17 protein-coding genes and 1 pseudogene are annotated in these 23,392 nt (G+C 62.9%); 4 read left to right on the forward strand and 14 right to left on the reverse strand.

The window, feature by feature from the left end; all coding sequences use genetic code 11:
- Positions 1–125: 125 nt before the first annotated feature.
- The 7 genes from PFEN_RS28650 to hutC all read right to left on the reverse strand — a co-directional run bounded on the left by PFEN_RS28650 (position 126) and on the right by hutC (position 8,179).
- Positions 126–956 (reverse strand): quaternary amine ABC transporter ATP-binding protein, encoded by an 831-nt coding sequence (locus PFEN_RS28650; RefSeq protein WP_191489942.1) that lies wholly within the window; start codon positions 954–956, stop codon positions 126–128.
- Entirely contained in the window at positions 953–1,804 is an 852-nt protein-coding gene (locus PFEN_RS28655) for an ABC transporter permease (protein ID WP_191489943.1), read from the reverse strand. Before PFEN_RS28655 ends, PFEN_RS28650 begins: the two co-directional genes overlap by 4 nt.
- Before the next feature lie 70 nt (positions 1,805–1,874).
- On the reverse strand, positions 1,875–2,843 hold the full coding sequence (locus PFEN_RS28660) for an ABC transporter substrate-binding protein (protein WP_191489944.1): 969 nt from the start codon (positions 2,841–2,843) through the stop codon (positions 1,875–1,877).
- Between the two features lie 118 nt (positions 2,844–2,961).
- Positions 2,962–4,431, reverse strand: a complete 1,470-nt coding sequence (locus PFEN_RS28665; protein WP_191489945.1) for a purine-cytosine permease family protein — start codon at positions 4,429–4,431, stop codon at positions 2,962–2,964.
- 193 nt (positions 4,432–4,624) lie between these two features.
- The gene (gene hutU, locus PFEN_RS28670) at positions 4,625–6,313 is read right to left on the reverse strand and encodes a urocanate hydratase (protein WP_191489946.1); all 1,689 of its coding nucleotides are present in this window, start codon (positions 6,311–6,313) and stop codon (positions 4,625–4,627) included.
- A gap of 580 nt (positions 6,314–6,893) precedes the next feature.
- Positions 6,894–7,472, reverse strand: coding sequence for a HutD family protein (locus PFEN_RS28675; RefSeq protein ID WP_191489947.1), 579 nt, complete (start codon positions 7,470–7,472; stop codon positions 6,894–6,896).
- On the reverse strand, positions 7,469–8,179 hold the full coding sequence (hutC, locus tag PFEN_RS28680; RefSeq protein ID WP_191490276.1) for a histidine utilization repressor: 711 nt from the start codon (positions 8,177–8,179) through the stop codon (positions 7,469–7,471). Before hutC ends, PFEN_RS28675 begins: the two co-directional genes overlap by 4 nt.
- Positions 8,180–8,323: 144 nt before the next feature.
- On the opposite strand from hutC, the gene PFEN_RS28685 reads away from it, so the two are divergent.
- Positions 8,324–9,688 carry a formimidoylglutamate deiminase gene (locus tag PFEN_RS28685; protein WP_191489948.1) on the forward strand — a complete coding sequence of 455 codons (1,365 nt, stop codon included), beginning with the start codon at positions 8,324–8,326 and terminating at the stop codon, positions 9,686–9,688.
- Between the two features lie 209 nt (positions 9,689–9,897).
- On the opposite strand, the gene PFEN_RS28690 is transcribed toward PFEN_RS28685, so the two are convergent.
- Together PFEN_RS28690 and PFEN_RS28695 are read right to left on the reverse strand one after the other, a co-directional pair.
- Positions 9,898–10,455, reverse strand: coding sequence for a lipocalin family protein (locus PFEN_RS28690; protein WP_191489949.1), 558 nt, complete (start codon positions 10,453–10,455; stop codon positions 9,898–9,900).
- A 30-nt stretch (positions 10,456–10,485) separates the two neighbouring features.
- Entirely contained in the window at positions 10,486–10,740 is a 255-nt protein-coding gene (locus tag PFEN_RS28695) for a hypothetical protein (protein ID WP_191489950.1), read from the reverse strand.
- 421 nt (positions 10,741–11,161) lie between these two features.
- Here PFEN_RS28695 and PFEN_RS31705 point away from each other — a divergent pair.
- Together PFEN_RS31705 and PFEN_RS31710 are read left to right on the forward strand one after the other, a co-directional pair.
- Positions 11,162–12,196: pseudogene (locus tag PFEN_RS31705) on the forward strand (cache domain-containing protein); the annotation flags it as partial.
- Between the two features lie 93 nt (positions 12,197–12,289).
- A complete protein-coding gene (locus PFEN_RS31710; protein WP_412071495.1) occupies positions 12,290–13,054 on the forward strand; it encodes a methyl-accepting chemotaxis protein in 765 nt (254 codons plus the stop codon).
- 149 nt (positions 13,055–13,203) lie between these two features.
- Here PFEN_RS31710 and PFEN_RS28705 read toward each other — a convergent pair whose 3' ends face one another.
- From PFEN_RS28705 to PFEN_RS28725, 5 genes are all read right to left on the reverse strand, one after another.
- A complete protein-coding gene (locus PFEN_RS28705) occupies positions 13,204–13,806 on the reverse strand; it encodes a DUF924 family protein (RefSeq protein WP_191489952.1) in 603 nt (200 codons plus the stop codon).
- Between the two features lie 4 nt (positions 13,807–13,810).
- Positions 13,811–14,821, reverse strand: coding sequence for a class 1 fructose-bisphosphatase (locus PFEN_RS28710; RefSeq protein WP_191489953.1), 1,011 nt, complete (start codon positions 14,819–14,821; stop codon positions 13,811–13,813).
- 153 nt (positions 14,822–14,974) lie between these two features.
- Positions 14,975–16,306, reverse strand: coding sequence for a DUF3999 domain-containing protein (locus PFEN_RS28715; RefSeq protein ID WP_191490277.1), 1,332 nt, complete (start codon positions 16,304–16,306; stop codon positions 14,975–14,977).
- Positions 16,307–16,338: 32 nt separating this feature from the next.
- Positions 16,339–19,980: a DUF2339 domain-containing protein gene (locus tag PFEN_RS28720; protein WP_191489954.1), complete on the reverse strand. Its 3,642-nt coding sequence runs from the start codon at positions 19,978–19,980 to the stop codon at positions 16,339–16,341.
- Between the two features lie 96 nt (positions 19,981–20,076).
- A complete protein-coding gene (locus PFEN_RS28725) occupies positions 20,077–22,527 on the reverse strand; it encodes a glycogen/starch/alpha-glucan phosphorylase (RefSeq protein WP_191489955.1) in 2,451 nt (816 codons plus the stop codon).
- Between the two features lie 265 nt (positions 22,528–22,792).
- On the opposite strand from PFEN_RS28725, the gene PFEN_RS28730 reads away from it, so the two are divergent.
- Positions 22,793–23,227: a YkgJ family cysteine cluster protein gene (locus PFEN_RS28730; RefSeq protein ID WP_191489956.1), complete on the forward strand. Its 435-nt coding sequence runs from the start codon at positions 22,793–22,795 to the stop codon at positions 23,225–23,227.
- Positions 23,228–23,392 lie beyond the last annotated feature (165 nt).

A 23,392-nucleotide genomic window follows, 5' to 3' on the forward strand; every position in this document is an offset into this window, starting at 1 on the left:
CTCCCACAGTTTTTTCAGTCGTATGCCAGACTCGGGCACGACTCAAATCTGGTGTGGGAGCGGAGCTTGTCGGATCGCCGCACCGCCGCGAAGAGGCCCGCCCAGCCACCACACCCCTCACCGGCTTAAACCGTCGCCGCACGCCGCTGAACAAAGCGATCCACATACTCATCCGCCGGCGAATGCAAAATCTCCTTCGGCGTGCCGACCTGGATCAATTTGCCGTCCTTGAGAATCGCGATGCGATTGCCGATCCGCACCGCCTCATCCAGGTCATGGGTGATAAACACGATGGTCTTGTGCAGGGCCTTCTGCAGTTCCAGCAACTGATCCTGCATCTCGGCCCGGATCAACGGGTCCAGGGCACTGAATGCCTCATCCATCAAAATGATGTCGGTGTCCGCCGCCAGCGCCCGGGCCAGGCCCACACGCTGGCGCATACCGCCCGACAACTGGTGCGGGTACTTGTTCTCGTAGCCCTTCAGGCCCACGGTGTTGATCCAGTGCTCGGCGCGCTCGGCGCAGACTTCCTTGCTCTCGCCACGAACCTTGAGGCCGTAGGCGACGTTGTCCTGCACGGTCTTGTGGGGCAGCAGGCCGAAGCTCTGGAACACCATGCTGATCCTGTGCCGGCGAAATTCGCGCAACGCCTCCATGTCGTACTGGAGAATGTCCACGCCATCCACCAGGATCACGCCGCTGGTCGGATCGATCAGGCGGTTGAAGTGGCGCACCAGCGTCGACTTGCCGGAGCCGGACAAGCCCATGATCACGAAGATCTCGCCGGTGCCAACGCTCAGCGACAAGTCGTTGACCCCCACCACGCAACCGGTTTCGGCCAGGACCTGGTCCTTGCTCTGGCCCTGGCGAATCAGGCTCATTGCATCATTGGCGCGCGAACCGAAGATCTTGAAGACGTTCTTGACCTCGATCTTGCTGACGATGGAGTCGCTCATTGGTTCGCCTCATGGCGTGGGCGACCATAGGCCTGGGTAATCCGGTCGATCACCACCGCGAGAATCACGATCGCCAGGCCCGCTTCCAGGCCACGACCGACGTTCAGGGTCTGGATGCCCACCAGCACGTCTTCGCCCAAGCCACGGGCACCGATCATCGAGGCGATCACCACCATCGACAGCGCCATCATGGTGGTCTGGTTGATCCCGGCCATGATGCTCGGCAGGGCCAGCGGCAGTTGCACGCCGAACAGCTGCTGCCAGCGGTTGGCGCCAAAAGCATTGATCGCTTCCATCACCTCGCCGTCGACCTGGCGGATGCCCAGGTCGGTCAGGCGGATCAGCGGCGGCGCGGCGTAGATCACCGTGGCGAAGATCGCCGGGACCTTGCCCAGGCCGAACAGCATCAGCACCGGAATCAGGTACACGAAGCTCGGCATGGTCTGCATGATGTCCAACAGCGGCATCAGCACCGAACGCAGGCGGTTGCTGCGCGCCGAGAGAATGCCCAGCGGAATCCCGATCAGCACCGAGATCAGGGTCGCCACCAACATCAGCGCCAGGGTCTGCATCAGCTTGTCCCACAGGCCGACCGCGCCCACCAGGAACAACAGGCCGACGATCACCAGCGTGGTCAGCCACCTGCGGGTCGCATGCCAGGCAATCGCGCCGACGAAGGCCAGCATCAGCCACCAGGGCGCCATGCGCAGTAGGCCCTCCAGATTGACGATGGCCCACAACAGGGTATCGGAGATCTGCCGGAACACATCGCCGTAGTGGGTCACCAGCGCATCGACCCAACCGTTGACCCAGTCGGCGATGGAAAATGTGAAACGCTCGGGAAACATTGGAAACTCTCGATCAAGTGGATGTGGCGAACGTCCCGACTACCTCTCGGTGAGTCGGAAGGTAGTCGACCTACAGAGCCGCGTTGATTTTCCTGGCCGCGTCAGCGCTGACCCAAGCCTGCCAGACCTCGGGGTGTTCCTTGAGGAAGATCTTCGCCAGCTTCGGCGATTCGATCCGCTCCCTGGCCATGCGCCCCAGGCTCTGGTTCAACAGCTCGATTGGCAGGTTGGCCTTTTCCAGTACGGCGACCAGTTCGGGCGCTTGCTCGTGGAAAGTCCTGGACAGACCGACCTTGATGCTCACGTTCTTGTCGACACCTGGTTTCTCTTCCAGTTTCACCAGATCGACCTGGCCCATCAGCGGCGTCGGCGACCAGTAGTAGAACAGAATCGGCTCGCCACGCTTGTAGCTCGACAGCACTGCGGCATCCAGAGCTGGCCCGGTTCCCGGACGGAAGTTGGTGTAGGAACTTTCCAGACCATAGCTTTTCAGCATTTCACTGTTCTCCAGCTCACAGGTCCAGCCGGCCGGGCAGTTGTAGAAGCGGCCTTTGCTCGGCTCTTCGGGATCCTTGAACAGGGCGGCGTACTTGCCCAGCTCAGCAATCTGCTTCAGGCCCGGTGCCAGGGCCTTCAGGTTGCGCTTGGCGTCGCCTTCGATCACATAGCGCGGCACATACCAGCCTTCGCTCGCTCCCACCAGCGGCGCACCGACACCGACGACCTTGCCGGCTTTTTCGGCCTTGTTCCAGACTTCGCTGCGACCGACCCACTCCTCGGCGAACACCTGGATATCGTTGCTGCTCAGGGCGTTTTCCATGGTGATGGAGTTACCTGGCAGGCTGTCGGTCTTGCAACCGTAGCCCTTTTCCAGCACGAACCGCAGCACATCGGTCAGCAGCATGCCGCTTTCCCAGTTCAGCCCCGCGAACTTCACCGGCTTGCCGGATTCGCACCAGCCCGCGGCCTGGCTCGCACTGGCCGCCAGCAACAGCCCCAGGGACAGCGCCGTGGTCAGCAGGGTCTTGGTCAATTTCATTCTGTGCCGTTCCTCATCATCGAAGGGTTAACGCCGATCAACGGACCCGCGGCCCGGGGACTGGCCCGCCAGCAGGCCGTACCCACGTTCACCACCATAGACGCCCAGCGCCAACTGGCTAGTTCGACGCCGGTTGCAGACCAGCATTGACCTTGGCTGCCACCGGCGCGCCTGGTTCGACCGGCAGGATCAGACGATCAGGAATTGCCCCATGCCACTTCTTCGCGGCAACGTAGTACAACGCCGCTGGCACCACCAGGCCGATGATCCAGGAGATATCGGTGTCGCCGAGGCTCGCGACCAGGGAGCCGGTATAGAACTGGGTGGCGATGAACGGCATCTGGATCAGCACGCCGAACACATAGATGCCGATGCCCAGCAGGTTCCAGCCGCCGTAGCGGGCCTTGGGATCGGACAGCGCGGGAATGTCGTAGCGTTCCTTGGTGATGCAGTAGAAATCCACCAGGTTGATCGCGCTCCAGGGCGTGAAGAACGCCAGCAGGAACAGGATGAAGGAGGAGAACTCCTTGAGGAACGAATCCTTGCCCAACAGCGCCAGGGCCGCGGACAGGCTGACCATGATCAAGATATACAACAGGCGCACGAAGCTTCCGATATGCCGGTTGCCACGGAAGCCGCTGATGATGGTGGCGATCGACATGAAGCTGCCATAGGCGTTCAGGGTGGTGACCGTCACCTTGCCGAAAGCCACGGCAAAGTACAGCGCCGCCGCGACCGCTCCGGTGCCGCCGAGACTGACGATGAACGAGACTTCATGGTGGGAGAACCGCGAGCCGGCCAGGGCGGCGGCGAACACCCCGAAGACCATCGACGCCTGCGCGCCGATCACCGAGCCCAGGCCCACGGCCCAGAAGGTTTTCGCCGGCGATGTGCGGCGCGGCAGATAACGCGAGTAATCCGCCACATAAGGCCCGAACGCGATCTGCCAGGACGCCGACAGCGACATCGCCAACAGGAAACTCGCCAGGGAGAAATGCTTGTTGCCCAGCAAGGCCGAGATATCGTTGCCGGCCAACAGTTTGTAGAACAGGTAGACGAAGGCAATTACCCCCAGCACGCTGGCGATCCGGCCGATGCCGTGGATCACCCGGTAGCCGAAGATGGTGCAGACCATGATACTGGCGGCAAACAGAACGATGCCGACCCAATCTTCGACATGCAGCAGCTGCGCCAGCGCCTGCCCGGCCAGCAGCGAACCGCTGGCCGAGAAACCGATGTACATCAGGCACACCAGCACCAGCGGGATCACCGCGCCATAGACGCCGAACTGCACGCGACTGGAAATCATCTGCGGCAGGCCCAACTGCGGACCTTGCGCGGCATGCAGTGCCATCACCCCGCCGCCGATCAGCTGCCCGATCAGCAGGCCGATCAGCGACCAGTAGACATCACCGCCGAGCACCACCGCCAGGGCACCGGTGACAATCGCGGTGATTTGCAAGTTGGCCCCCAACCACAGGGTGAACTGACTGAGTAGACGACCGTGTCTTTCCGCTTCCGGGATGTAGTCGATCGAACGCCTTTCAATCAACGGTTTGCTGCTTGCACGATCATTTGACGCAGACATTGTTCAACCTCTGTGGATTGTTTTGCTTAAGTGCACAGCGTGTGTAAAACCTGCTCCAGACGAAACACCTTCCCCGTGGGAGCGGGAGGTCCAGCCTCCCGGTTTTCCCGCGAAATTTTTGGCGCACTTGAGGGCCTCTTCGCGAGCAAGCTCTGCTCCTACGGGACAGCGTCCGTCCGTTATCCGCGATCCCTTATTTACCGGTAATCATCGGCAGGTTCAGGCCCTGCTCTTTCGCGCAGTCGATAGCGATCTGATAACCGGCATCGGCGTGACGCATGACCCCGGTGGCCGGATCGTTGTGCAGCACGCGAGCGATACGCTCGGCGGCTTCGTCGCTGCCGTCACAGACGATCACCATGCCCGAGTGCTGGGAGAAGCCCATGCCGACGCCACCACCGTGGTGCAGGGAAACCCAGGTCGCGCCGCTGGCGGTGTTGAGCAGCGCGTTGAGCAATGGCCAGTCGGACACGGCATCGGAACCGTCCCGCATCGACTCGGTTTCACGGTTCGGACTGGCCACGGAACCGGAGTCCAGGTGATCGCGACCGATCACGATGGGGGCCGACAGCTCGCCGCTGCGGACCATTTCGTTGAACGCCAGGCCGAGCTTGGCGCGCTGGCCCAGGCCGACCCAGCAGATACGCGCCGGCAGCCCCTGGAAGCTGATGCGCTCGCGGGCCATGTCCAGCCAGTTGTGCAGGTGGGCATCGTCCGGGATCAGTTCCTTGACCTTGGCGTCAGTCTTGTAGATGTCCTGCGGATCGCCCGACAACGCGGCCCAGCGGAACGGACCGATGCCACGGCAGAACAGCGGACGGATATAGGCCGGGACGAAGCCAGGGAAGTCGAAAGCGTTTTCCACGCCTTCTTCCTGAGCCATCTGACGGATGTTGTTACCGTAGTCGAAGGTCGGGATGCCTTGCTTCTGGAAGGCCAGCATGGCCTTGACGTGCACGGCCATCGACGCCTTGGCGGCTTTGACGACGGCAGCCGGCTCGGTCTTGGCGCGAGCGCGGTATTCGTCCCAGGTCCAGCCGGCCGGCAGATAGCCATTGAGCGGGTCGTGGGCGCTGGTCTGGTCGGTGACCATGTCCGGGCGCACGCCACGCTTGACCAGTTCCGGGAGGATTTCAGCCGCGTTGCCCAGCAGGGCGACGGAAATCGCCTGGCCTTCCCGGGTGTATTGGGCGATACGCGCCAGGGCGTCGTCGAGGTCGCGGGCTTGCTCGTCGACATAACGGCTGTTCAGGCGGAAATCGATGCTGGTCTGCTGGCACTCGATGTTCAGCGAGCAAGCGCCGGCCAGGGTCGCGGCCAGTGGCTGCGCGCCGCCCATGCCGCCGAGGCCCGCGGTCAGGACCCAACGACCTTTCAGGTTGTTGTCATAGTGCTGGCGACCGGCTTCGACGAAGGTTTCGTAGGTACCCTGGACGATGCCCTGGCTGCCGATGTAGATCCAGCTGCCGGCGGTCATCTGGCCGTACATGGCCAGGCCCTTGGCATCCAGTTCGTTGAAGTGCTCCCAGGAAGCCCAGTGTGGCACCAGGTTGGAGTTGGCGATCAGCACGCGCGGGGCGTTGCTGTGGGTCTTGAACACGCCGACCGGCTTGCCGGATTGCACCAGCAGGGTCTCGTCGTCATTCAGCTGGGTCAGGCTCTCGACGATCTGGTCGTAACATTCCCAGTTGCGCGCGGCCCGGCCGATACCACCGTAGACCACCAGCTCCTTGGGGTTCTCGGCCACTTCCGGGTCGAGGTTGTTCATCAGCATCCGCAGCGGCGCTTCGGTCAGCCAGCTCTTGGCGGTCAGCTTGTTGCCACGGGGAGCGCGGATTTCGACGTCACGGTACTTCGTCGGTTTCTGGGTATTGTCAGTCACGGGAAAACTCCTCTGCAATCGTCCAAACCAGCCCAGGCGGCGGGCGGGCGAGCCTGTGCGGGAATGCCCGTCACAAGCGGAAACTAGGGTGGTGCGCAGATACTCCAGGCGACTCATACGCACACATATTTACTTGTACATACAAGCATATGCAATCAAGCGGCCAACTTGAGAATCGCGCGCTGAAGAATTTTCCAGGATAGCCAGCGAGTACCGTGGGACGGGGCTTTCGGCGGAGAACGAAGCTGTAGGAGGAGAACCGGGTGCAGGCAGGAAGATGTTACCGGGACAAGATTTTGCGCCATGCTGGGGCGTTCGGTAACAAAACAGGGTGAGAGTGGGAGCAGCCTTGAATGCTTGGCCAGAACACTGACCGGAGCCAGCTTTGCTCATTTTGAGCCGTACACAAGATCAGTGAACGACGCTGTACTGTAGGAGCAGAGCTTGCTCGCGAAGCTTTTGGCGCCTTCGCGGGCCTCTTCGCGAGCAAGCTCTGCTCCTACAAATCGAGTTGCGCACACCTTCTGCGCTCGACAGAACAATCGATCGCACTCTATGGCCGACGACAGTGATCGTCGAATCAGACGGGCGTCAGCTCGATGACACAGCAACGCCCGGTCACCGCTACCTCCAGCAATCCGTCGTTACTCTCCAGTTGCAGGCAATCATGCCGCCCCAGCACTTCATAGCGGCTGTTACCCAGGCCGACATGCAATTGTTCGCTGATACTGAAGATCAACAACACCGCCGCCGAACTGAAAAAGCGCTTGGGTGGCGCACTTTTGAGCCACTGCAAGCGCGCGCTGTAGCGATCCGGCGCATAGATCAGGTTGAAGTCGCGGATCGGCCCGTCGATCAAGCCGCAGTTCACCTGGCTGGCACCGCTGAAGGCAAACGGATCCAGCGGCAACAAGGCGCGTGTACGCTGACCATCGACCTGCAAGGTCATGCCAGTGCCTTGCAGTACGGTAATGATCCGCTCATACCCGGCAAAAGTGGAAAATCCGCCCGACTCGCCGATATCGGCAATCGACAGGCGCCAGCCGAAGCCGTCCAGGCCCTCGCCCGCGTCCCGGGTGATTTCTTCGGTGCTGCCGCCGCCGTTTTTCCATGGCATGCGTAGGTAATCCGCGGCACGCAAGACTTTCAATTGGCTCATTTGCTAAAGCGTCCTTCCAGACGATGACGGGAACCGGGGTGGATCAGGCGGGCGGCGGTCACCGGCTGACGGCCGGACCAGGTCCGACGGCGAATCAGCAGGCACGGCTCACCCGGTTCGATCTGCAACAACTTGCATTCCTCGGCATCGGCGAGAATGGCTTCGACCACGTGCTCGCCCTCGGTCAGCGGCGCGACCTGGGACAGATAGGCATAGGGCGTCTGCAGGGTGAAGTCCTGCTTGAGGTAGTCCGGCGCCACCAGCGCATTGACGAAACGATCCTCGATCTGCACCGGGATATCGTTCTCGAAATGCACGATCAGCGAGTGGAACACCTTCTGCCCTTCCCGCATGTCCAGGGCCACGGCGCGCTCGGAACCGGCGGCCTCTTCGCCGAGGGTGATGATCCGGCAGGTGTGACGATGGCCGCGCGCGGCGATCTCGTCGGCGATATTGTGCACTTCGAACAGCGCCGACTGGCTCTTCGGCTCGGCGACAAAGGTGCCGACCCCCTGCATGCGCACCAGCAGGCCTTCGGCGGTCATTTCCCGCAAGGCCCGGTTGATGGTCATGCGGCTATAACCCAATTGCTCCACCAACTCGCTCTCGGACGGCACGCGGTAATGCGGCGGCCAGTTTCCACTGTCGATCTGCTGACTGATCATCTGCTTGACGCGGGCATAGAGCGGCGCCGGACTATCGCCCATATGGGCAGCCAGCGGGTGGTTGGCAGGCGGAGTCGGCACGGGAGATCCTTGTTCGATTCAAAGATGGCTAGCTTGCCGGAGTTTACCGGGCAGGCAAACGTCTGTATATGTATATACAAATAACACACGATGGGGTACTTAACCATGTCCGCCTTCTTTGCCGAACGCGCGCTGCTGCCCAGTGGATGGGCCAACAACGTACGCCTGGAGGTCGATGCCGGGGGCGTGTTGACTCAGGTCCAGGCCGACGCCCAGGCAGACGCTGCCGAACGGCTGGACGGCCCGTTGCTGCCGGGCATGCCAAACCTGCATTCCCATGCCTTCCAGCGTGCGATGGGCGGACTGGCGGAAGTGGCCAGCAACCCCAACGACAGCTTCTGGACCTGGCGCAACCTGATGTATCGGCTGGTGGGCAAGATCAACCCGGAGCAGATGGGCATCATCGCCCGTCAGTTGTACATTGAGATGCTCAAGGCCGGCTACACCTCGGTGGCCGAATTCCACTACGTGCATCATGACAGCAACGGCCAACCCTACGCCGATCCGGCCGAGCTGGCTTTGCGCATCAGCCAGGCGGCCACGGACGCCGGCATCGGCCTGACCCTGTTGCCGGTGCTTTACAGCCATTCCGGTTTCGGCGGCCTGGCGCCCAACGACGGGCAACGCCGCTTCATCAACAGCACCGAGAATTACCTGAAGTTGCAGGCACGTTTGCAGCCATTGCTCGCCGAACGGCCGGCCCAGGCCCTGGGGCTGTGCTTCCACTCATTGCGCGCGGTGACGCCACGACAGATCGCCGAAGTGCTGGCCGCCAGCGACCAGCGTTGCCCGGTGCATATCCATATCGCCGAGCAACAGAAGGAAGTCGACGACTGCCTGAGTTGGAGCGGCAAGCGTCCGCTGCAATGGCTGTACGACAACGTCGAGGTCGATGAACGCTGGTGCCTGGTCCATGCGACCCACGCCGACGCCGAAGAAGTCACGCGCATGGCACGCAGCCGGGCGATCGCCGGGCTGTGCCTGACCACCGAGGCCAACCTCGGCGACGGGATATTCCCGGCGGTGGACTTCCTCGCCCAGGGCGGACGGATGGGCATCGGTTCCGACAGCCATGTATCCCTGAGCGTGGTGGAAGAGCTGCGTTGGCTGGAATATGGCCAGCGACTGCGGGACCAACGGCGCAATCGCCTGTACCGCGCCGATCAGCCGATGGTCGGGCGCACGCTGTATGACGCGGCGCTGGACGGCGGCGCGCAAGCCCTGGGGCAGTCGATCGGGCGACTGGAAGTAGGCAAGCGCGCCGACTGGCTGGTACTCGACGGCAGCGACCCGTACCTGGCAACGGCGCGGGACGACGGCATCCTCAACCGCTGGCTGTTCGCCGGTGGCGACCGCCAGGTGCGTGATGTGATGGTCAACGGCCAGTGGGCGGTACGCAGTGGACGGCATGCGGCTGAAGAAGAAAGCGCCCGGGCGTTTACCCAGGTGCTGCGCGATCTGCTGAACTGAACATCCGCTTGGATGGGGAGGCAATCCTGTGGCGAGGGGGCTTGTCGGAACGCCGCGCCGCCCCGTTCGACTGCGAAGCAGTCGCAAAACCGGCATCTCGGTTTACCTGATACACCGAGCTCTCAGGTTTCAGGAGCACTTCGCGGCCCAGCGCGGGCAAGCCCGCTCGCCACGGATGTGTAGCCTCCCGCCAAGGGAGTGCGCGTCATTCAGTTGGGCATCTTCGCGTCCGGCGTGCGCCAGATCAGCCGGGTGGTGTCGTAACCCTGCTGGCGCGCCCGACTCAACAGGTCCTCGCGGGTATCCGCACTGACCCTGGGTGTACGCGACAACAACCACAGGTAGCGGCGATTCGGATTGCCGACAATCGCGGTCTTGTAGTCGTCGCTGATGAACAGAATCCAGTAATCGGCCTTGGCCACGCCCGGCAACAGTGACGTGAACCAGTTATCGAACCTCACCCACAGTTTGTCGGCCTGCCCCGGCACTTGTGGCGTCGCCATGCCCTTGGCCTCTTCCCAGGTCCATTGCTCGGTCAGGCAGCGGTTGAACACCGCCATGTTACCGTCCGCCATCAGGCTGTAGCGGGCTTCCGACTGCGCGCAATTGCGCTGGAAATACATCGGCATCCGCGCCAACTCGTACCAGGTGCCCTGGTAACGTTTCAGGTCCACATGACCTGCGGTCTTGGGCGCCAAATCGTCGCCGGACGTGGCGCAACCGGCCAGCAACAAGCCAGCCAAAAGAGTAACCACTAAACGCAACATTGTTCTTCTCCCGCGGGCGATCGCCCCGGTTTACTTCAGGCCTTGCCCGGAATACATCAGGACTTTGTCACCGGCATACTGCACGCTGATAAAGCTGTTCTTGTCGCCCCAGGTGCAACTGGACATGCCGAGCGCGCCGGAACAGTCCGAGGGCGAGCCGAGCAGCTTTTCAACATCAGCCTTGGCCATGCCAGCGGACAATTTCGAGTAGTTTTCCTGGTTGACCTTGCTGCACGCGACCAACAGCACGCAGAACGACACAAGGGCGAGAGAGCGCAACGACATGGGGAACTCCTGGGGCTCAAAGGTGGGCACGGCTGCCTACCGCAAGCTTAGAAGAGAAAATGCCCATCTGGTTCCCGAGCCCATGACCTTTTCTTACAGGGATTTCTTGCGGGGGTCCTCAGCCGTTTTTTCCAGCAAAACCGGCATTTCGTCGGCTTTATCAGCCAGGAATTAATCTTCAGCGCAAAGGTGTCGACATAAACAGGTAGTACCCTATTGCCAGCATGGAAGAACCATACGTGGATATTCGCCGACCAGCCTCGCCTGGCCAAGGCGCCACGCCCGACCATGGCGAGCAATGGAAAAGCAGGACAGGGACTTCCGACGCCGACGCTGACCAAGAGAAATTGCCCCACGGGTCGTGACCTGTGGCAAATTGACGCCCCCCGGTGACCAGCCCCCCCTGTGGACAGCCCATTTCATGACCAAAAATTTCAAATTCAGCCATAAGATTCTATTGGCCGCCGCCCTAGTGGTCGCCGTGGCGTTCGCCTGCTTCATCCTGTTCAACGACTATCGCCAGCGCGAGGCCCTGCGCAACAGCACCGAGGCTTCGATGCAGGCCTTGGGCAGCCTGACCACCAGCAATATCCAGACTTGGCTGGAAAGCCGCATTCAACTGCTGCAGTCACTGTCGCAGCAGATTGCCGTGGACGGCAACTCCGCCGATAGCCTGAAGCGCGCCGTTGGCCTGCCCGCCTACACCAGCAACTTCCAGCTCAGCTATTTCGGCAGCACGGAGGGCGTGATGTTCTCGATCCCCACCGGCACCCGACCAGCCGACTATGATCCGCGCGCACGCGGCTGGTACAAGGCCGCCACCGCCGCCCAGCAGACCATCGTCACCGAACCCTACATCGCCGCCTCGTCCGGCAAGCTGGTGATCACCCTGGCCACCCCGGTGCAGCATCAGGGCCAGTTCATCGGCGTGACCGGTGCGGATATCGACCTGGGCAGCATCAGCGCCATCATCAACTCATTGAACTTCGGCGGCCACGGGCAGGCGTTTATCGTCAGCGCCGACGGCAAGATCCTGATTCACCCGGACAGCAAGCTGATCCTGAAAAACCTCACCGACGCCTACCCGGCCGGCGCACCGAAAATCAGTGCCGGACTCAAGGATGTCGAGGTCGACGGCAAGCACCAGTTCATTTCCTTCACTCACGTCAACGGCGTGTCTTCGGTGGACTGGTACGTCGCGCTGGTGCTCGACAAGGACACCGCGTTCTCCATGCTCAGCGAGTTCCGCACCTCGGCGATCATTGCCATGGTGATTGCCGTGATCATCATCATTGCCCTGCTGGGCCTGTTGATCCGTGTGTTGATGCAGCCGTTGCACCTGATGGGCCGCGCCATGCACGACATCGCCGAGGGAGAAGGCGACCTGACCAAGCGCCTGACCATTCACGGCCATGACGAATTCGGCACCCTGGGCATGTCCTTCAACCGTTTCGTCGAACGCGTCCACACCTCGATCCGCGAAGTGGCCTCGGCCACCGGCCAGGTCAATGAAGTGGCCTTGCGGGTGGTCAGCGCTTCCAACTCGTCGATGCTCAACTCCGACCAGCAGGCCAACCGCACCAGCAGCGTGGCGGCGGCGATCAATCAACTCGGCGCCGCGGCCCAGGAGATCGCGCAGAACGCCGCGCTCGCCTCACAGCATTCGAGCGAAGCGCGCGACCTGGCCGAAGACGGTCAGCAGGTGGTGGATAAAACCATCAGCGCGATGCAGCAACTATCGGCCAAGATCAGCGATTCGTGCGGCAATATCGAAACCCTGAACAGCCATACGGTGAATATCGGGCAGATTCTGGAAGTGATCACCGGTATTTCCCAGCAGACCAACCTGCTGGCGCTCAACGCGGCCATCGAGGCCGCCCGCGCCGGTGAAGCCGGGCGCGGCTTCGCGGTGGTCGCCGATGAGGTGCGCAACCTGGCGCACCGTACCCAGGATTCGGCGCAGCAAGTGCAGAAGATGATCGAAGAGTTGCAAGTCGGCGCCCGGGAGGCGGTGAGCGTCATGACCGACAGCCAACGTCAGAGCGAAGCCAGCGTGAGCATCGCCAACCAGGCGGGCGAGCGACTGGGCAGCGTGACCCAGCGGATCGGCGAGATCGACGGCATGAACCAGTCGGTGGCGACCGCGACCGAAGAACAGACCGCGGTGGTGGAGTCGATCAATGTCGACATTACCGAGATCAACACGCTGAACCAGGAAGGCGTGGAGAACCTGCAATCGACCTTGCGTGCGTGTGCGGACCTGGAGCAGCAGGCGGCGCGCTTGAAGCATCTGGTGGGCACGTTCCGGATTTAATCACTTGGCGTGAAGGTCGCGGCGCCAGTGCCACCTTCGCGGGCAAGCTCCGCTCCCACAGGTTTCCGGTTGTGCACAAACTTGCGGATAACCTGAATATTGTGGGAGCGGAGCTTGCCCGCGAAGGCGTCATCAGCCACACAAAAGATCTAGAAGCGTGAGCCCGGTTCGCGCAAAAACGCGACTTCCTCGACCGTGGATTCACGCCCGAGAATCACATTGCGATGGGGAAAGCGTCCGAACCGGGCAATGACGTCGCGGTGCCGTTCGGCATAGTCCAGATAATCGGCAAAGATCGCCCGATCCGTCTCCGCCTGCTGCGCCAGCAGCGCCGCAAAGCGCGACACCGCCTCGTTCTGCACCGCCAGGTGCTCGCAGTGTTCGAACACCAGGTAGACAAACACCCGCTGTATCGCCGACAACCGCCGATCAAAATCCGCGGCCACCCCTTGTGCCACCAGCGCCTGGGCGCGGGCATCAGCGGAGAAAGCCTTGGGGGTATCGCGAAAGATCATCCGTGGCAGCTGATCGAGCAGGATCACCAGCGCCAGCCAGCCTTCGGGACATTGCGCCCACGCGGCCAAATCGCCAGCCAGTGCCTGCTCGACCAGGCCCCCGAAACGCTTGCGCGCCTCGAGGTCCTGGCTGTCACGCTTGCCGAACCACAAGCGAGCCTTGTCAGCCACCATCGCGGCGGGTGTCTCGGCGGAACCGAACCACCACTCAAGCAACGGCTGCCAAGGCGCGGCCATGGCTTCAGCCCTTGTGGTAGCCGGTGATCCGTTCCACTTCTTCCTTGGAACCGAGGAACACCGCCACACGCTGGTGCAGGCCTTCCGGCTGGATGTCGAGAATACGCTGATGGCCGTTGGTGGACGCGCCGCCCGCCTGCTCCACCAGGAACGACATCGGGTTGGCTTCGTACATCAGGCGCAGTTTGCCCGGTTTGGACGGCTCGCGGCTGTCGCGCGGATACATGAACAGGCCACCACGGGTCAGGATACGGTGCACGTCCGCAACCATCGCCGCGACCCAGCGCATGTTGTAGTTCTTTTTCAGCGGGCCTTCTTCGCCGGCCAGCAATTCGCCAACGTAGCGCTGGACCGGAGCTTCCCAGTGACGCTGATTGGACATGTTGATCGCGAACTCCTGGGTGGCGGTAGGGATCTTGATGTCTTCATGGCTCAGCACGAAGCTGCCCATTTCACGGTCAAGGGTAAAGCCCTTCACGCCATCGCCCAGGGTCAGCACCAGCATGGTCTGCGGGCCGTAGATGGCATAACCGGCGGCTACCTGCTTGGTACCTGGCTGCAGGAAGGCCTTTTCGTTCAAGGCCTCGTTCTGGCTCAGGTGTTCATTCGGGCAACGCAGCACCGAGAAGATGGTACCGACCGGTGCGTTGATATCGATGTTCGACGAACCGTCCAGCGGGTCGAATACCAGCAGGTAGGCGCCTTTCGGATATTTGCCGGGGATCTGGTAGGCGTTATCCATTTCTTCGGACGCCATGCCGGCCAGGTGGCCACCCCATTCGTTGGCTTCGAGCAGGATTTCGTTGGAAAGCACGTCGAGTTTCTTCTGCACCTCGCCCTGTACGTTCTCAGTGTCCATGCTGCCCAAAACCCCGCCCAGCGCGCCTTTGGAGACGGCATGGCTGATTTCCTTGCACGCACGCGCGACCACTTCGATCAGGAAACGCAGATCGGCAGGCGTGTTGTTGCTGCGGGTCTGCTCAATCAAATAGCGACTCAGGGTAACGCGGGACATGGATGGCTCCGGAGATGAGGGGCTGAAAACCCGCGCAGTTTAACGCGAGTCGACATCTATTGCCTCCTGTCAGACCGAGTTCCGACACGGAGAGTTCATCGAGCGGGTGGAGCGTAGTGCAAAAACGCGGAAATTCCGCTCATTGCGAGGCACCTATACCTGCGGCTTGCGCAACAGGCTGAAGGCCATCCCGGCCAAAGCCGCCACCCCCAGCAGCAATACCGCCCACAAACCGATTTTCTTCCAGTCGGCACCTACCACAACCGGCACCACCGGCGGCGACACCGTGGTCACCGCCGCCCCGGCCGCCGCCGTGGCCTTGCCCAATCCCGCCAGGCGCTGCGGACTGTAATCGGGAATCAAGGTCGACAACGACAGGTTCGCCGCCTTGACCGTCGGATTGCCCAGCGCCAGGGAAAACGGCGGCTCGCCCCGCGCCAGGAACACCAACTGGGTGCTGCGCAGCGCAAAACTCAAGGTCGGCGCCTGCGCCCCCAGGCCACCACCGCGCTCATCGACCAGCAGTTTCAATTGCGCCACGGCACGGCCGGGCAACTGCAACTGGTCCTGGACCACGTCCTGGCCGCCCTGCGCCAGGCGATAGAGCAGACCGCTGCTCAGCGTCTGCCAGGGCGCATTACCCTCCTGGCGCCCGTACAAGGTCACTGGCGCCAGGCTGTTGGCCTGCGCCAGTTCGACCCGCACCTGCTCCAGGGGCAAGCCGAGCGGCAACTGCCAGGTATACTCCCCGGCCTTGACGCTCGTCCCGGCCAGCGGCTGCGACCACACCAGCGGTAACGGCAGGCTGCTGGTGGTGGAGCTGGCCAGCTTTGCCGAACTGAGTAGCGGCGCCGCCTGCGGCGACTGCCACAACAGGCGCAAATAGCGCGCCGACAGCCCCGGCAAGGCGACTTCATGCTGCTCGACCCGCTCGTCGGCAAAGGACAAACGCGCCACCTGCCCGTCGCCCCAAGCCTGCCAGTGCTGCAAGTCGTCACTGGCTTCGATGCTGAAACGCTGGAAACCATCGCGCTCGCTGCTCCAATCCAAAACAAGCTGCTGCAACGGCGTCCTGATCGCACTGGCATCCAGCAGCCAGCCGCGCAGCACTTCTTCGCCGGCTTCCAGCTGAGCCGAAGGGCTTACCTCGACCAGGGTGCCATTGGCCGACGACTGGACCCGCACACTCGGCGTGGCCTGCGGTGCGTCGGCCGAGTTGTACAGCGGGAACCATTTCACATCCGTCAACGAGTGACTCTGCATCGCCTGCGCCTGCTCCCGCGCCAGGGCGTAGGCCTGGGGCTCACCGGCGGCATTGAATACCCGCACATCGCTGAGGTCGGATTGGCGCGCGCGCAATTGCAGCGGCAGCGGCAGTTCCAGGCGATACCAGGGGCCCTCGCCACTCAAGGTCAGGGGCACCTGGGTGGTGTAATCCGCCGGTTTTTCCTGGGCCAACGCCGACAACGCCAGGCACAGCCCCATGATGCCCAACCAGCACGGGCTCGATTTGCCAATCAAGACGACACTCCTTCAGCTTCCACTTCCGCGGGCGTCGGCTCCGGCCGTTTCGGCGGCAACGGCGCAAAGTAACCGACCACCAGCAAGAGCACGCCCACGCCGATGAACGAGACGATCCGCGCCAGCCCGCCACGGTTGCTCAACTCGACGAAGAACAGCTTGGCGACCACCACGGCGATCAGCGCCGCGCCCACCAGCCAGACTTCGCGACGATGACGCAGATGGCCGCCGATCATCAAGCTCAGCGCAATCAGGGTCCAGGCAATCGACAGGCCCGCCTGCACCCGCATCGACGCCAGCAGCTCATCCAGGTTGAACGGCACGCCACTCCAATGGTGTGCGGTACGCATCACCAGCGCGGTGACCAGGGCGAACAGCGAAAGCCCCGCCACGGCCTGGGTGACCAGTTGCGCGGAGTCGCGGCGTAGTGCCCACTGTGCCACGGCGCTCCGCGACCAGAGGTAAATCCCCAGCAGAGCGAACATCAGGCCCAGCTCCAATGGGTTGAGCAACGGCACATAAGGCAGCGGCTCGGCCTGGCCGTCGCTGAAGGTGTTGGCCAGCCAGAACCAGGCCAGCATCAGCACGGCCAGGGGCAAGGCGGCATAGAGGCGGTATTCGCGCGGGTACGCCGCAACCGGCCACGGCCATTGGCGCGGCGCGGCCATCAGCACCAGATAGAGGCTCGGCAGGATCGCCCAGCCCAGCCAGCGCCAGGCGTTGTAATGCTCGGACAGATGCATCAGGCCAAAGCGCAACTCCAGCGCCAGCACGCCGAGGATCAACCAGCAGCCCAACACATGGGCATAGCCCATCGCCTTCTCGGGCAGGATCGGCGCCAGGCGGCGCAACGACAACAGATGCACGACGAACACCGCCACCCAGGCCAGCCAACCGTAATCGGCGGCCGGATGGTAGGCCGGGTACCAGGCGCCGTAGAGCACCACCAGCGCGACCGGTGTCAGCAAGGTGCAGAGCCGGCCCAATGTCGGCCAGCTCAGGCGCGCGGCCAGTAGCGCCCGGAGCGCCACGCTGGCCGCCGCCAGCCCCAGCAATGCCTGGGCCTGGAGAGGCGTCGGGACAAAACGCAGGACTTCGCTAACCCAGGCCAGCCCCCACCAGAGCGCGCCCCAGACCAGCAGGACATTGGACAGGCCCGCCAGGCTCAGGGCCTCGAACGCCGCGGCCGAGGAGCCACGCTGCAAGCGCCAGGCACCGACCATCGCCGCCAGGCTCAACACCATTGGCGTCCAGAATCCGCTGTGGGCCAATGGCCGCAGGCCTTCGGCGGACAGCGCGCGGAACAGTTCCGGCTCGGCCAGCAGGAAGGCCGTGCCGCCGATCACCTGCAACAGCAGGCCAAAGACGAAACTCAGCCGTTGCTGCAAGTACAGGCTCAACCAGATGATCAACAAACCGCTGGCGGCCCAGACCCCACTGGCGGTTTCCCAAGGCAGGACGAACAGCACCGCGAGGTTGATCAGCGCCAGCCCCGCCAGCAATACCACCGACAGGCCGCGCAGCAGGCGCACATCGTTGCGCACCATGTCGTCGCGGGCCGCCAGCAGCATCCCGGCGATCAGTGACAGGCCGATCAGCGAAGCGCTCATCAAGCCGCTCCAGCCGGCATTGAACACCGCCGCCGAGTCACCCTGGGCGCCTTGCAAGCGCAGCAGGAACAGCGCGCCGCCAAGCAATTGCACGGCAAAGGCGCTGAACAGGAAACTGCGCGATTGCAGACGCAGACCGACAAACAGGGTCGCCAGCCCGGCCAACGCCCAACTGATGGCGGTGCCCTGGGTGAAGAAAAACAGCGGCGCCAGCAGGTAGAGGACCGTCAGGCCGCCGCAAGCCAGCAGCGGCGCCAGACCGCGCTCCCAGGACGAGAGCTGTTCGGACGGGGTCTTGCGCAGTTGCTGGAAGCTGAACAGCAAGGCCCCACCCAACAGCAAGGCGCCCAGCGGTGCCCCATCCAGCAGGCTGGTTGTACCGATTTGCAGTTTGACGAGAAACGCCAGCGCCGAGCCGATCTGCAACAACAGGGCAAACGCCCGGGCGAACGGTCGTTGCTGACGCAGGCCGAGCCAAAAGATCCCCGCCCCCTCCACGGCCCAGGCCGCCGACGTCCAGCGCGCGTCCAGGCCAAGTGGAATCGCCAGGCTGGCGAAAATCACGCCCAGGGCCAGGCAGGTCTCCCCCAGCAGCAAGGCGCGACCGCCGGCCAGTATCCGCGCCAGGCCCATGTAGATAATGCCCAGGGCCAGGGCACTGAAGGCCGCCGCGAACTCAAGGTGTTGGACCACCGCGAATTGCAGGCCGAAGCCCACCAGCGGCGGGCCGAACAGCATGACCCCGTCGACATAATCGCCCTGGCGAGCCGACCAGCGCAGCAGCGCTTCACGGCTGTCGTCCGCGGGACCGGCGGCCAGCTCACGCAATTTGCGCCGGGCGAATAGCAGGCCGATCGCCAGGTACATCAGGAAGAACAGCACCAGAAAGGGTTCGGTGCTCCACAGCAACTCGGGTTTGTACGAACGCAGGCCCCAGGCGCAGCCGATACCGAAGGTGCCGACAAAACCGATCAGGTTGAGCAAACGCCAGGCCTTGAACCAGGCGATGGCCAGGATGCCCGCGTTCAGCAAGGCGAAGTAGCTGAACAGCGCCACATGGTTGCCGCTGCCGGTGGAAGTCAGGATCGGCGCGGCAAAGCCGCCCAGCGCGGCGGCGGCGGCCAGGCCGAGGGCGTCCTGGGTCACCGCGAGAATCGCCGAGAACAGTGTGACCGCCACCAACAGGCCGAGGGCCGCCGAAGGATCGAGCAGCGGATGCAAGCGCATCGCGGCAAACACCGTCAGGTACAGCACCGCGATCCCGGTGCCCTGCAACATCAGCGCATAGTTGCTGTTGCGCAGACGCAACCACCAGCCAAGCCCGAGCAGGCCCAAGGCGCAAGCGGCGACCCCGGCGTAACGCGCCTCGATCGGCACCACCATGCCGTCGGTGGCATAACGCAGCAGGAAGGCCAGGCCGAGGAACAGCAGCAGGACACCGACGCGCAACACCGTATTGCCGCCGAACAGCCAGTCGCGCGCGCCGGCCAGGGCGCGCTCGATCAGATTGGGTTCGCGAGGGGCGCGAGGCGCTTGTGGCTCGCGGGATTCAGCCATGACCGGTTCCGGCGCCCAGGCATCAACCTCGGGGGGCACGCTTGCGGAGCGAGGAGTGTCGCGCGCGGGCTCCTGGAGCTCGACCGGCAGCTCCCAGACCAGCTCGGGAACAGCGCGCAAGGCTTCGGCGATCGGCTCGGCGGCGGGTCCTGCCTGGAGGTGTTCAGCGATGGCTGGCGGCGCGGATTCGGGAGCCTCGGCAAGCACTTCGGCGACCGCCGGGACCACGGACGGCCCAGGCGTCCTGTTAGAGGCGATTTCAAGCTGACGCACGCGCAGTTCGACGCTCGCCAGGGCTTTTCGCGCCTGTTCCAGCTGGGCCAACTGCTCCGCGGTCTGCCGCCCCAGGCTCAGCAGGCGAAAGGTCTGGCCGATGCCCAGGCCCAACAGGGCGCCGATCAGGGCATCGGTGAACACCGAGTCCACCAGCCAGCCCAGTGCCAGGCCCACCAGCATCAGAATCCATTGCATGCGCGATATCCCTATGCGGCGTCCGAAAATATGCCGCGTAGTATATCGATCCGGCCCCGCGAAAGTGGGGCCGGGCGCACAACTTGCCGCAAAAACTTACTCCAGTGCCTTCCAGATTTCAGTGGCGTACTCACGAATCGTCCGGTCCGAGGAAAACCAGCCCATCCGCGCACTGTTCAGCACGGCAGAACGCCACCATTCCTTGGAGTCCTTCCAATGGGCCTCGACCCGGGCCTGGGCGCTCCAGTAGGAATCGAAATCGGCGCAGACCAGAAAGCGGTCATAGTCGACCAACGAATCCACCAGGCCGACATAACGAGACGGATCATCTGGCGAAAACACCCCGCCACGAATCGCTTGCAGCACATCATTGAGCCGATGGGACGCGGCCACATCCGCCGCCGCGCTGAACTCGCCGTTTTGCTTGCGCGACTCCACCTGCTCGGCACTGAGGCCGAAGATGAACATATGTTCCTCGCCAATCCGCTCGGACATCTCCACGTTGGCTCCATCCATGGTGCCGATGGTCAGCGCGCCGTTGAGACCGAACTTCATGTTGCTGGTACCCGATGCCTCGAACCCGGCAGTGGAAATCTGCTCCGACAGGTCCGCCGCCGGAATGATGCTTTCCGCCAGGCTGACGTTGTAGTTGGGCAGGAACACCACCTTGAGCAGACCGCGCACGGTCGGGTCGTGGTTTACCGTGCGGGCGATGTCATTGGCCAACTTGATGATCAGCTTGGCCTGGTGATAACTGGCCGCCGCCTTGCCGGCGAAGATTTTCACCCGTGGCACCCAGTCGGTTTCCGGTTCGGCGCGGATCGCCTGGTACAGGGCCACGGTGTGCAGCAGGTTGAGTAACTGGCGCTTGTACTCGTGGATCCGCTTGACCTGGACGTCGAACAGCGCCGCCGGATTGATCGCGATCCCCAGGCGCTCATGGATCAAGGCCGCCAGGGCGCGCTTGCTGTGCAGGCGCTGTTCGGCGAACTGTTTGCGGAAGCCGGCCTTCTCGGCAAAGGGCTCCAGGCCCTGCAACAACTTCTCGGGGTTATCGAGCAGCTCCGGCCCCAAGGCATCGACCATCATCGCCGTGAGCGGCGGGTTGGCCTGGTAGAGCCAGCGGCGGAAGGTGATGCCATTGGTCTTGTTGTTGATCCGCTCCGGATAGAGCTTGTGCAGTTCGGAAAACACCGTGCTGCGCATCAGTTGGGTGTGCAGGCCGGAAACGCCATTGACGCTGTGGGAACCGAGGAACGCCAGATTGCCCATGCGTACCCGCCGACCGTTGTCTTCCTCGATCAGCGATACCGCGCGCAACACGTCGAAATCGTGAATGCCCTTGGCCCGCAGCGAGTCGATGTGCTGGGCGTTGATCAGATAGATGATCTGCATATGCCGCGGCAGCATGCGTTCCATCAGGCCCACGGGCCAGGTTTCCAGGGCCTCGGGCAGCAGCGTATGGTTGGTGTAGGAAAGGGTTTCGACAGTGACCTGCCAGGCCGCGTCCCAGGCGATATCGTGCAAGTCGACCAGTTGACGCATCAGCTCGGCCACGGCAATCGAGGGGTGCGTGTCGTTGAGCTGGATCGCCGCGTGCTCGCCGAGGCTGAGCACCGAATCGTGCATGTTCTTGTGCCGACGCAACAGGTCCTGCAACGACGCGGAGACGAAGAAGTACTCCTGGCGCAGCCGCAGCTCCTGACCAGCCTCGGTACTGTCGGCCGGGTAAAGGACCCGGGAGATGCTCTCGGCCCGCGCCACCTCGGCCACCGCGCCGAGGTGATCGCCGGCGTTGAAGCGTTCCAGATGCAACTCTTCGGTCGCCCGCGCCCGCCACAGGCGCAGGGTATTCACACTCGCCCCGCGCCAACCCACCACCGGCGTGTCATAGGCCACCGCCCGCACGGTTTCCGACGGTGACCAGACCTGGCGGGGCGCGCCGTTTTCATCGGTGACGGTTTGCACCTGGCCGCCGAAACCCACGGGATAGATTACTTCGGCGCGTTCGAACTCCCAGGGGTTGCCGAAGTCCAGCCAGTTCTCGGTCTGCTCCTGCTGCCAGCCATCGACGATGGCCTGGCGGAACAAGCCGTGCTCGTAGCGAATGCCATAACCGTGGCCAGCAATCCCGAGCGTCGACATGCTTTCCATGAAGCACGCCGCCAGGCGTCCCAGACCACCGTTGCCCAGGGCCGCATCGGGCTCCAGCAGGCGAATGCGCTCCAGGTCCACCCCAAGCTCCACCAGCGCCTCACGGACCACCTCCAGCAGGCCGAGGTTGCTCAGGCTGTCGTACAACAGCCGACCGATCAGAAATTCCAGCGACAGGTAATACACCCGCTTCTGGCCCTTGCGGTAAATCTGCCGCGTGTGGTCCATCCAGTGTTCGACCATATGGTCGCGGGCGGCCAAGGCGATGGCCTCGAACCAGTCATGATCAAACGCGTGGTCCGGGTCCTTGCCCACCGCGTATGTAAGTTTGGCGAGGACAGCGTCGCGAAAGGCAGCGACCTCGGCTTCACGGACAAGCGGTTCCTGAGACATCGATACAACCTCTAGCGAGATGGACGATTTGAAAGACGGGTTTGCTGAGCCTAGACGGTTCGACACAGAGCGACGCCGCAGGTTCGGCGTTTTTTGCAGATGGCCTCGGGAAAGTCCGACGAAGCAATGCTGCCCCAAAAACATGCAGTCATGTGGAAATCTCCCTGCAAAAGCGCGTTTGTATGAAAAACCGTCAAAAGGTTGTTCACAAATCCACCAGCCCCGGTATCATCGCGCGCCCTGATACACCCTGGACAACAGCCGGATGAAACCCACCCTGATCGCCGCCGCGGAACTCGACCGCCTCGAAACCTGGCAGAAATACTCCAGCCATATGTGCGGAGGTTGCGTCTCCAGTTGCTGCACCTTGCCGGTGGAAGTGAAGATCAAGGACCTGATCCGCATCGGCATCGTCGACGAGTTCGAGCGTGGCGACCCGCCGAAGAACATCGCCAAGCGCCTGCAAAAAGAAGGGATCGTCGAACGCTACAACCAGAAGTCCGAGATCTTCACCTTGCAGCGCATGAGCAACAACGATTGCCTGTACCTGGATCGCAAGTCGCGGTTGTGCACCATCTACGAAAAACGCCCGGACACCTGCCGAAACCATCCAAAAATCGGGCCACGCCCGGGCTATTGCGCCTACAAGCCGAAGGCCCCGGAACGTCAGGCGCCGGATAAGACGCTGTACAATTTCTGATCAACGCCTTGCAACACCGGCCCTGTGGGAGCAGCGATCCGACAAGCTCCGCTCCCACAGGGCATCCCCCCTGACAAAATGTGCGACACCCCATAAGCCGCACCAACAAAAACGCCCCCCGACCTTGCGATCGGGGGGCGTTTTTTTGCCAGCTAACTAAATGAC

It is taken from the genome of Pseudomonas sp. FEN (assembly GCF_904067045.1).
GTDB lineage: Bacteria > Pseudomonadota > Gammaproteobacteria > Pseudomonadales > Pseudomonadaceae > Aquipseudomonas.